Source organism: Micromonospora sp. NPDC002411, from assembly GCF_053592955.1.
In genome coordinates, this window is the sequence record NZ_JBSFBM010000244.1 from 1 (window position 1) to 10,420 (window position 10,420).

Annotated in this window: 10 protein-coding genes and 2 riboswitches; of the genes, 5 read left to right on the forward strand and 5 right to left on the reverse strand. The window is 70.1% G+C overall.

Going from position 1 to position 10,420, the window contains the following annotated elements; genetic code table 11:
- Positions 1 to 114: 114 nt before the first annotated feature.
- The 3 genes from ACWCO3_RS24785 to ACWCO3_RS24795 are packed head-to-tail and all read right to left on the reverse strand — an operon-like array spanning position 115 to position 1,666.
- Positions 115 to 702: a histidine phosphatase family protein gene (locus ACWCO3_RS24785; protein ID WP_145782884.1), complete on the reverse strand. Its 588-nt coding sequence runs from the start codon at positions 700 to 702 to the stop codon at positions 115 to 117.
- The gene (locus ACWCO3_RS24790; protein ID WP_357838558.1) at positions 699 to 1,472 is read right to left on the reverse strand and encodes a CbtA family protein; all 774 of its coding nucleotides are present in this window, start codon (positions 1,470 to 1,472) and stop codon (positions 699 to 701) included. Before ACWCO3_RS24790 ends, ACWCO3_RS24785 begins: the two co-directional genes overlap by 4 nt.
- Positions 1,463 to 1,666 (reverse strand): CbtB domain-containing protein, encoded by a 204-nt coding sequence (locus ACWCO3_RS24795; RefSeq protein WP_088989954.1) that lies wholly within the window; start codon positions 1,664 to 1,666, stop codon positions 1,463 to 1,465. Before ACWCO3_RS24795 ends, ACWCO3_RS24790 begins: the two co-directional genes overlap by 10 nt.
- A 34-nt stretch (positions 1,667 to 1,700) precedes the next feature.
- Positions 1,701 to 1,855, reverse strand: a riboswitch (cobalamin riboswitch).
- A 258-nt stretch (positions 1,856 to 2,113) separates the two neighbouring features.
- On the opposite strand from ACWCO3_RS24795, the gene ACWCO3_RS24800 reads away from it, so the two are divergent.
- The 5 genes from ACWCO3_RS24800 (at position 2,114) to ACWCO3_RS24820 (ending at position 7,460) form a co-directional block, all read left to right on the forward strand.
- Entirely contained in the window at positions 2,114 to 2,992 is an 879-nt protein-coding gene (locus tag ACWCO3_RS24800; RefSeq protein WP_145782880.1) for an amidohydrolase family protein, read from the forward strand.
- A gap of 510 nt (positions 2,993 to 3,502) precedes the next feature.
- Positions 3,503 to 4,510 (forward strand): ABC transporter permease, encoded by a 1,008-nt coding sequence (locus ACWCO3_RS24805; RefSeq protein ID WP_145782878.1) that lies wholly within the window; start codon positions 3,503 to 3,505, stop codon positions 4,508 to 4,510.
- A 40-nt stretch (positions 4,511 to 4,550) separates the two neighbouring features.
- Positions 4,551 to 5,603, forward strand: coding sequence for an ABC transporter substrate-binding protein (locus ACWCO3_RS24810; protein WP_145782876.1), 1,053 nt, complete (start codon positions 4,551 to 4,553; stop codon positions 5,601 to 5,603).
- Positions 5,603 to 6,421 carry an ATP-binding cassette domain-containing protein gene (locus tag ACWCO3_RS24815; protein WP_145782874.1) on the forward strand — a complete coding sequence of 273 codons (819 nt, stop codon included), beginning with the start codon at positions 5,603 to 5,605 and terminating at the stop codon, positions 6,419 to 6,421. The genes ACWCO3_RS24810 and ACWCO3_RS24815 overlap by 1 nt, the downstream gene beginning before the upstream one ends.
- Before the next feature lie 40 nt (positions 6,422 to 6,461).
- Positions 6,462 to 7,460 (forward strand): aldo/keto reductase, encoded by a 999-nt coding sequence (locus tag ACWCO3_RS24820; RefSeq protein WP_145782872.1) that lies wholly within the window; start codon positions 6,462 to 6,464, stop codon positions 7,458 to 7,460.
- A gap of 9 nt (positions 7,461 to 7,469) precedes the next feature.
- Here the strand turns inward: ACWCO3_RS24820 and ACWCO3_RS24825 are convergent, their stop codons facing one another.
- Both ACWCO3_RS24825 and ACWCO3_RS24830 read right to left on the reverse strand, forming a co-directional pair.
- On the reverse strand, positions 7,470 to 8,195 hold the full coding sequence (locus ACWCO3_RS24825; protein ID WP_145782870.1) for a FadR/GntR family transcriptional regulator: 726 nt from the start codon (positions 8,193 to 8,195) through the stop codon (positions 7,470 to 7,472).
- A gap of 7 nt (positions 8,196 to 8,202) precedes the next feature.
- On the reverse strand, positions 8,203 to 9,597 hold the full coding sequence (locus ACWCO3_RS24830; RefSeq protein ID WP_355026343.1) for an enolase C-terminal domain-like protein: 1,395 nt from the start codon (positions 9,595 to 9,597) through the stop codon (positions 8,203 to 8,205).
- Between the two features lie 634 nt (positions 9,598 to 10,231).
- Positions 10,232 to 10,420, forward strand: a riboswitch (cobalamin riboswitch). This riboswitch is flagged as partial in the annotation.

A 10,420-nucleotide genomic window follows, 5' to 3' on the forward strand; every position in this document is an offset into this window, starting at 1 on the left:
CCCGAGCCCGTCGAGGTGCACCTGCCGCACCGGCAGCGCTGAGAAGCGACACTGTGACGGCTCAGGCCGTGACCACCCACTGTGGCGGTCACGGCCTGAGCCGTCAGCACGATCTCAATCCACCCGAGGCGCACTCAGTCGGAGGTGCCACCGTGCCCCACGGCCGGTGAGCCGGACGATCGCCAACGGCTCCACGTCCACCTGCCGGTACGTCGCCAACGGCAGGTCGAGGGCGTGCACGACCGCGACCCGGATCACCAGCGGGTGCGCGATCGCGGTGAGCCGCCGGTCGGCGCCGCGTTGCCCGTCCAACCAGGCACCGACCCGGTCCCGCACCCCAGCGACGGACTCGCCGCCGTGCGGTGCGGACTCCGGTTCGGACATCCACTCGTGCAGCGCCTGCGGCTGCTCGACGGCGATCTCCTCGACCGACCGTCCGGTCCAGTCGCCGTAGTCGCAGTCCGCCAACGCTGCCTCGATGGTGGGCAGCAGACCGAGTGCGTCGGCGGTATCGGTAGCCGCCGCGGCGGGACTGGACACGCAGGCGTCGTCGACGCCCAGGTGCCCACGTCCGGCCTGGGCCAGGGCGAGGGCGGCACGCAGGCCGCCCTCGTCCAGGCCGTCGTCCGATCCGCCGAAGCGGGCCCGACGCAGGGCAGTGGTGTGCGCGTGGGCGACCAGCCGGAGGCTGGTGGCGGTCACGTGCCCGGAAGTGCAGCGGCGGCCCGGCGACGCCGGTCGTGGTGCATCAGGGCCGCGAACAGCAGGCCGATCCCGGTCCAGAGCACCACCTGGGTGCCGAGCGAGGCCAGCCGGAAGTCCCACAGCAGCGTCGCGGGGAAGTCGGCGGGGACCTCCTGGAACGACGGAAGCACCACATAGGAGACCACGGTGACCAGCAGGAATCCGCCGACCGCCGCGGCGACGCGCTGCCACAGCGGTGCCTGCGCGCCGACCGATCGGTAGCCCAGCGAGCCCGCCCACACAGCAACCAGACCGAGCACCACCATCAGCAGGTAGGTGACGGTGCGTTGGTTGATGGTGGCCGGATCGCCGACCGCCGGCGGGTTCGCCGGGTACTTGAGGAACGGCACGACCACCGCGCCGAGCAGCGCCGCGCCGGCCAGCAGCAGGCCCGACCGTCCGTCGTCGTAGGTCCGCCGTCGGCGTGCCAGCAGGACGTACGCCGTGGCCAGCAGGCCACCCATCGCGGCACCGAACAGGCCGGTGGCCAGGAACAGGCCGCCGCGCTGGCCATTGCGGCTGACCAGGGCATCCTCGTGGTCGTGCGCACCGGCGACCGGCTCGGCATGCGCCGACGCCGCCTCCTCGATCGCGATGGCCGCGTCGACGTGCGGTTCGCCGGCGAGATAGGCGAACGTCCCGGCGAGCAGACCGGCGATCAGGCCGGCGAGCAGACCGCGGACGAGGACGGTGACGAACGGGGGAGCGGTGGCACCCGTCAGTGGCACGGAACACCCAGCAGGTGCCGGCCGTCGTGCATCAGCTCGTGCAGGTACATGCCACTGCGCGACACCGCGCCCTGGTCGAAGGCGACGAGGTAGGCCAGCAGCGCGAGCGCGGTGACGGTCGCCAACACCGTCCACAACAGACGCGTGGTGCCAGCGGGATTCACCAACGGCTGGCTGGACGTGGAACTGGACATGTGATCACGAACCTCCCCGGGGATGACGCGTCCCCATCGCAAGGCTGCGGACGACCGAGCGTCCTGGCTCGCGGTCCCTCTCGAAGTGGGGGAACCGCTCACAGTGGCGCGACCGCGCCGGAATCACACCGGCTTCCCTCGCGTCGCCGCAGATAGTGGGTCGACGGTATCGGTGCCGCCTCAGGCGGTCAACCCGGTCCGGGACAGCGACCCGCCGGCTCGCCGACGTGCGGGCACCGACGCATCGTCACTTCGGCCAGTCGACGGTATTCGTCCGGCCGGAGTGCTGGGGAGTTCCGGCTGGTACGCGCGTTCTGCGGCCTGCGCCTGCCCTGTTACCGCTAACATGGTCACCCTGCAAAATCTGTCGACGGCACCGGGCCTCGCCGGAGGTCCGACCAGTGGCGGAGCGGGGTGGGTGGACGTGAGCGCGCCGGGACGGGTCCGATGACGACCGGTGCGGCCGTGCGGCAGCCGGGGATCGTCGACGCGCACCATCACCTCTGGGTCCGAGCCCGGCACCCGCAGCCCTGGATCGACCCGCACACCATGGCCGCGATCGACGACGACTTCACCCCGGTCGACCTCGGCCCGGCGACCCGGGTCGCCGGAGTCACCCAGACCGTCGTCGTGCAGACCGTCGCGGCCCGGTCGGAGACGCCCGAGCTGTTGGGGATCGCGGCCGACGACCCCCTCATCGCCGGGGTCGTCGGGTGGGTCGACCTCACCGCCGGCGATGTCGTCGAGCGCCTGGAGCGACTTCGGGCGGCGCGGGGTGGCGAGCGGCTCGTCGGGATCCGTCATCTGGTCCAGTCCGAGCCCGACCCGGCATATCTCGACCGCCCCGACGTCCGGAGGGGTATCGCCGCGGTCGGTGCTGCCGGCCTCGCCTTCGACCTGCTCGTACGCCATCATCAGTTGCCGGCGGCCACCCGGCTGGTCCGCGACCTGCCCCAGGTCCGGTTCGTCCTGGACCACCTCGGTAAGCCGTCGCTCGGGGCCGGCGGCCTCGGCGACTGGCCCCGGGACCTGCGGGCGCTCGCCGCCGAACCCAACACGACGGCGAAGCTCTCCGGCCTGGTGACCGAGGTGAGCGGCAGTTCCTGGACGGTCGCGGACCTGCGGCCGGCCGTCGAGCACGCACTGGACGTGTTCGGGCCGGGCCGGCTGATGTTCGGCTCGGACTGGCCGGTGTGTCTGCTCGCCACCTCGTACACCCGCTGGGTCAGGGTGCTCGGCGACCTGCTGGATCCGCTGACCGACGACGAGCGCGCGGCGATCTGGCGACAGACAGCCAGCCGGGAGTACCGGCTCGCGGCGTCGTGACCCGCCGGAGGGCCGTCGGTTGACCGGCCGGGAGTTCGGTGGAGAAAGTGGTGCCCGCAAACGCCACCGGGCATAGCATGTTATCGATAACATGCTCGCGATGGTCCGCCGGATCGAGCCGGGGGCCACCCTAGGGTGCGGGGTGCGCATGGTCGTCGGGGCCGGGCCTGTCGATCCATTGTGGACTGTCGCTGGTCCAGCGTCCCCTGACGAACCGTCGGCGGATGGTGCCGCGCCGCTCGGCCGCAGTTGTGCCGATTTGATCAGACGTATGCGCGGGATGGCTCGGGTAACGATGTCAAAACATGGTTGTAAGACCTTGGCAACCCACGCGGGTGCATGGCATGGTAACGGCTGATCAAGGGAAACATCCGATCTATCGTCACGGTGCGGCAGGTCCACGCCAAGCCCTCTCCTCTGCGGGGAGGCTCGGTCGCTCATAGGTGCTCGGCACGACGGCGGGTCCTCCGTCGAGTGCCGGCCCCACGCATGGGGAGGTCAGGTCCGACGATGAGTACCGCCGAGGCATCCGCCGGCACGCAGCGCGGCGACATCGGTGACTGGCTCCGGGAACGGATCTCCCACGCCGTCTCCGAGTTCACCGCCGCCACCGCGTTGGTCGTCCTGTTCATCGCGTTGACCATCGCGAGTCCCTACTTCCTGACGGCTGACAACCTCTTCAACATCGGGGCGCAGACAGCGGTGATCGCCATCATCGCCACGGCGCAGACGATGGTCATCATCACGAAGGGCATCGACCTGTCCGTGGGGTCGGTGGCCGCACTCTCCGGTGTGCTGGGAGCGATGGTCGTCCGCGACCTCGGCTTCTCGCTCTGGGCGGCGACGGCGGTCGCGATCGGCGTCGGCGCGCTAGCCGGGCTGTTGAACGGCCTGCTGGTGACGGCAGCCCGGATTCCGCCGTTCATCGCGACGCTCGGAACGATGTCCGTCGGGCGCGGACTGGTCTTCATCATCACCGGCGCGGTCGGCGTCTACGGCCTGCCCCGGTCGTTCCAACTGCTCGGCAACGGGGAGATCATCGGCATCCCGTTCGCCGTCGTGATCACCGTCCTGGTCGCCGTCGGGGTCGCCTTCCTGCTCTCCCAGACCCGCTTCGGCCAGTACACCTACGCGATGGGCTCCAACCTGGAGGCCGCGCGTCGCTCCGGCATCCGGGTGGGCCGTCACCTGACCGGGGTGTACGTGCTGGCGGGTGTGCTGGTCGGCCTCGGCGGCATGATCGCTGCCTCCCGGGTCAACTCCGGCCAGCCCAACTACGGGATCTCGCTGGAGCTCGACGTCATCGCCGCCGCGGTCATCGGCGGCGCCAGCCTGTTCGGAGGCCAGGGTCGGATCGTCGGGACGATCATCGGCGCCTTCCTCATCGCCCTGGTGCGCAACGGGGCCGTCCTGCTCGACATCAGCATCCACTACCAGCAGGTGATCGTCGGCCTGATCATCTGGGCCGCCGTCTACTTCGACCAGTACCGCCGCCGGCGGCTGGAATCGCGGGGTTGACATGCCATTCCACGAGTCCGAACGAGGAAGGACACACACCATGGCACACACCACCACCAGTCGACCGGCGCGCACGCGTCTCCTTCGTGCACAGGCCATCCTGGCCGCGGTCGCGGCCACCGCCCTACTCAGCGCCTGCGGCGGAGTGGAGGTCCGGGACGGCGGCGACGGCGCGACGAAGGACGCGAGCGGGCCGTTGAAGCTCGCCGTCGTACCGAAGGCAGTCGGCGCCGACTACTGGAACACAGTGAAGGCGGGCGCGGAGTGCGCCGCGCAGCGCGCCGGGGACGTCACCGTCCAGTGGGACGGGGTGACCACCGAGACCGACGTCGAGGGCCAGGTCAACCTGATCCAGAACTTCGTCACCAAGAAGGTCGACGGCATCGTCTACGCGGCGACCGACTCCAGCGCGCTGGCGCCCGCCACCGACCAGGCGCTGGCCGCCAAGATCCCGGTCGCGATGATCGACTCCGGCACCAGCCCGCAGCCGTCGGGCGTCCCGCTCTTCGCCACCGACAACCGCGCGTCAGCGACCGAGGCGGCGAAGCTGCTCGCCAAGGAGCTGGGCCCCGGCAACCACGACGTGGCCCTGGTCGAGTTCCAGCCCGGATCACAGACCAACACCGAGCGGGTCGACGGCTTCAAGGCCGGCCTCGCCCAGTTCCCCAACCTGAAGCTGGTCGGTCAGCAGCCCAGCAAGAGCGACGTCAACGAGGCGCGGCGGGTCACCGAGAACATCCTCACCGCCAACCCCAACCTCAAGGGCATCTTCGCCGCCAACGAGCCGAGCGTGCTCGGCGCCGCCCAGGCCATCCAGGCGGCGGGCAAGTCGGGCAAGATCGTCATCATCGGTTGGGACGCCGCCCCGGACGAGGTCGCCGGGTTGCGCAGTGGTCAGATCTCGGCGCTGGTCGTGCAGAACCCGTTCAAGATGGGCTACTTCGGCGTCGACAAGATGGTCAAGCACCTCCGGGACAAGGCGCCACTCGCGTCTGCCGACACCGGCGTCACCTTCGTCACCAAGGAGAACATCGATTCGGCGGAGATCAAGGCGGTGCTCGAGCCCAGCTGCGCCAACCCTCCGGTGCAGTGATGGGAACGACTCCGGCGGCCACCGCCGACACCGACAACCTGCCGTCCGGCGGGGAACCGCCGGTCCTGGAAGCGCGCGGCATCGTCAAGCGGTTCGGACACGTCGAGGCGTTGCGGGGCGCCGACTTCACCGTCCACCGAGGTGAGGTCGTCGCGCTGATCGGCGACAACGGCGCCGGGAAGAGCACTCTGATCAAGACGCTTTCCGGCGTGCACCCACCGGACGAGGGCGAGATCCTCGTGGGCGGTCGCCCGGTGCAGTTCTCGACCCCGGTCGACGCCCGGCGGGCGGGGGTGGAGACCGTCTACCAGGATCTGGCCGTCGCCGACGACCTCAGCGTGGCTGCCAACCTGTATCTCGGGAGGGAGATCCTGCGCTCCGGACCGCTCGGTCGGCTGGGCTTGCTGGACAAGCGCGCCATGCGGCAGGGCGCGGCGGCGGCCCTGGACGAACTCGGTGTGCGGATCCCACGGGTCACCACCCCGATCGCCATGTTGTCCGGTGGGCAACGGCAGTGCGTCGCGGTGGCCCGCGCCATCATCTGGGCCACCAACGTGGTCATCCTCGACGAACCCACCGCGGCGCTCGGCGTGGTCCAGACCGGGCGGGTTCTCGACGTCGTCCGACGCGCCCGCGACGCCGGCATGTCGGTGGTGCTGGTGAGCCACAACATGCCGCAGGTGCTCGACATCGCCGACCGGGTCGAGGTGCTGCGCCTCGGCCGCCGCGCGGCCCAACTCCGCGCCGACGAGGTCACCACCGACGACCTGGTGGCGGCGATGACCGGGAGCACCAGCACGGACCGGGACGAGCGGTGACGGCGAACGTCCTGGCCGACGGCGACGGCTGGCGCGGCCGATGACAGGCCCCCTCGGTCGGCGGACCACAGTGGATGCCGCTCGCCCACGGGTGCGGTTCAGCCCACTGGGATTCGGTGCCTCGCAGGGCGGCAATCTCTATCGAAGGACGTCGGACGAGGCGTTCGCCGCCGCGGTGGACACCGCGTGGGCTGGGGGTGTCCGATACTTCGACACCGCGCCGCACTACGGGCTCGGCCTGTCCGAACGGCGTCTGGGTGCCGCCCTCCGCTCCCGACCCCGTGCCGAGTACGTGGTGTCCACCAAGGTCGGCCGGCTGCTCGTGCCGTCGCCGGAGACCGCGCACCTGCGTGACCCGGAGGGGTTCGACGTGCCCGCCGATCACCGACGGGTCTGGGACTTCAGCCGGGACGGCGTACACCGCTCGGTGGAGGCGAGCCTTCGACGCACCGGCCTGGACCGGATCGACGTGGTGTACCTGCACGACCCGGACGACCACTGGGAGCAGGCCGCGTACGAGGCGGTGCCAGCGTTGGTGGAGCTGCGCGAACAGGGCGTGATCGGCGCGATCGGCGCGGGGATGAACCAGTCCGCGATGCTGGCCCGTTTCGTGACGGAGACCGACGTTGACGTGGTGATGTGCGCCGGCCGGTACACGCTGCTGGAGCAGGGCGCGTTGACCGACCTGTTACCCGCCGCGCAGGCCCGCCGCGTCGGTGTGGTGATCGCCGGGGTCTACAACTCCGGGCTGCTGGCCCGGGACCTGCCGCCGAGCGACGCCGCCTACAACTACCAGCGGGCGCCGGTGGAGGTGGTCGGTCAGGCCCGGCGGATAGCGCGGGTCTGTCAGACGTACGGCGTCACGCTGCCCCAGGCGGCGTTGGCGTTCGTCCGTCGGCACCCGGCCGTGGTCTCGACAGTGGTCGGTGTGCGTGACGCGGTCCAGGTGACCGAGACCCTGCGCCGATTCGACACCGACGTCCCGGACCAGCTCTGGGCGGCGCTGTACGAGGCGGGGCTGCTCGACGTGCAGCAGTAGCGTCAGCGGTCAGGGTCGCGTCGTCTCGGTGCTGGTCGGGTCGGCGTCGTCGGGCAACCCGTGCAACGACTCCTCCACACCGATCAGGTGGTTGGCCATCCGGGTGCGGGCCCGCTCCGGGTCACGCGCCACGAGGGCCTTCAGGATCGCCACGTGTTCGTCATGGGTACGTCGGTCCGCGCCCTCCTCGTGCAGGCTCCGCCAGAGCCGCCCGCGGATGGTGCGACCGGCGAACGCCTCGATGAGCCCGACGAGCACCGGGTTGTCGGCGTGCACGGCGATGATCCGGTGGAAGGCGATGTCGATCTCGAGGATGCGTTCGTGGTCCTGCGGTGACTGGCCGACCATCCGGGCTGCCTCGTCGAGGAGTTCCCCGGCCTGGGCGAGGGCCTCGTCCGTGATCCTGGTCGCGGCCAGCTGGGCTGCCTCGCACTCCAGTAGCCGCCGGACGGTGTGGATGTGCCGCGGGTCGCCCTGACCCTGGAAGTCGACCACGAAGCCCATCGGGGCCAGCAGTTGCGGCGCGTCGAGGTTGGTGACGTACGTGCCGTCACCCTGGCGGATGTTGACGATGCCGAGGATCGACAGGGCCGACATCCCCTCGCGCAGCGAGCCGCGCGAGACGCCGAGCGACTCGGCGAGGTCCTTCTCGATCGGCAGGCGGTCCCCGGGCTTGAACTTCCCGTCCAGGATCATCCGCTTGATGCCGTTCACCACTTCGTCAGTGCGTGACATGGTCCCCCTAGCGGCCAGCGGATGTGGCCGTCCCACCCGCGATCACGTACGGCTCCGGAGATGACACGGTAGTCGGGTCCGCCGCCGCCCAGTAGTGGCCGTCGGGAAAGCGGTAGAGCGCGATCGACTCGGGGCGCATCCGGGTGGAGTAGCCGGGCTGGTCGGGCAGGACGTAGCCGCTGCCCGAGCCGGTGTCACGGATGACGCACGGGTCGGTGAAGTGCTCGTGCAGGTGGTCGACGAACTCGGTGACGCGGTTGGTGAGATCTCCCGAGACCGCGACGTAGTCGAGCACCGACACGTGTTGGACCATCTCGCACAGCCCGACGCCGCCGGCGTGCGGGCAGACCGGTACGTCGAACTTCGCGGCGAGGAGCAGCACGGCGACGATCTCGTTGATGCTGGCCAGCCGGCCGGTGTCCAACTGGCAGAAGTCGATGGCCCCGGCCTGGAACAGCTGCTTGAACATCACCCGGTTGTGACAGTGCTCGCCGGTGGCGACGCCGATCGGGGCGACGGCCCGGCGGACGGCCGCGTGGCCCAGGATGTCGTCGGGGCTGGTCGGCTCCTCGATCCACAGCGGCGTGAACCGGGCGAGGGCGGTGACCCACTCGATGGCCTGGCCGACGTCCCACACCTGGTTGGCGTCGATCATCAGGTTGCGGTCCGGGCCCAGGATCTCCCGGGCGATCGCGCAGCGGCGGATGTCGTCGTCGAGGTTGGCGCCCACCTTGAGCTTGACGTAGCCGTAGCCGCTGTCGACGGCTTCCTGGCACAGCCGGCGCAGCTTGTCGTCGCCGTAGCCGAGCCAGCCGGCCGAGGTGGTGTAGGCGGGGTAGCCGGTCCGGTGGAGCTCGGCGAGGCGGTCGGCCTTCGTGCTCTCCTTGGCCCGCAGGATGGCCAGTGCCTCGTCCCGGGTCAGCGCGTCGGACAGGTAGCGCAGGTCCGCGATGTCGACGAGTTGTTCGGGGGACATGTCCACCAGTAGCCGCCACAGCGGCTTGTCGGCGAGCCGGGCCACCAGGTCCCACGAGGCGTTCAGCACGGCCGCGAGCGACAGGTGGACGACGCCCTTCTCGGGCCCGAGCCACCGCAGCTGCGAGTCGGACGTGAGGAGGCGGTAGACCGCCCCCATGTCGGCCGCCATCGTCGCCACGTCCATGCCCACGAGGAGCTGTGCCTGGTGGACCGCTGCGGCGGCGACGATGTCGTTGCCCCGGCCGATGGTGAAGGTCAGGCCGTGGCCCGCGAGCGGCGCGCCCACGCTGTCGGTGCCGTCGGTGTGCAGGACGACGTAGGCCGCCGAGTAGTCGCCGTCCTTGTTCATGGCGTCTGACCCGTCAGCGGTCAGGGAGGTGGGGAAGCGGACGTCCTCGACGGTGACAGCAGTGATCTGCGGCATGCGCTCCTCGCCCGACTAGGCAAAAGATCAGATGATCATTCGGAGTATACGGAGGCTGGTTCAGGTGCGTCAACGACGTCGATCACCCGATCGGTGCAGACATCCAATGTTTCTGATGGGGATCGAACGCCTGGCGGGAGGCGCCTCCCGCGTGGCGTGTTCGGATGCCGGGCGACCGCCGCGACGGCGGTGGTACCCCGTCGTCGCGGCCCGCGTTTGCGCGTGGGCATCGTGGCCGAACACCAAACCGCTGGTGGGTGGCGTTTGCTGTTCCAAGTGGAACTCCGGCCCGTCGAGTGTGTCGAATGGTGGGCGGCGGTCCACCGGTCGGAACGAGGGTCGGAGTCGGCGGCCGAGCCGGGGGTTTGAAGATTGGATGTTCATCTCGACCACCCGCATCGACGGCAGATTATGAGCAACGTTCCTTACATCTGGATCCTGCATACATCGCATCTTTGTGGATCGTCGCGGCCTTTTCCGCGGCCTTGTCGCGCCGCTGACCGCCGCCTTCCGCTGGCGTCGGCCGGCCGGGGCCGGGCGGTCGGGGGCTCGGCCGGGTGACGGTCGTCACCGCCTCCGCCGCCGACACGCCGACACCGACATGTGGGGTGTGACAACCGCTGGGTCCCTATATATGGTGTCGAGCGCAGCTGGTTCGACTGCTCATCCAGGGCGGTCGAGGCAAGAGGGAACCCGGTGGAAATCCGGGACTGTCCCGCAGCGGTGAGTGGGAACGACAGCCGTCATCAGCACTGGACCACACGGTCTGGGAAGCGACGGCCGGTAGGAGACCGGCGAGCCCGGTCGCGCCCACGAGTCCGAA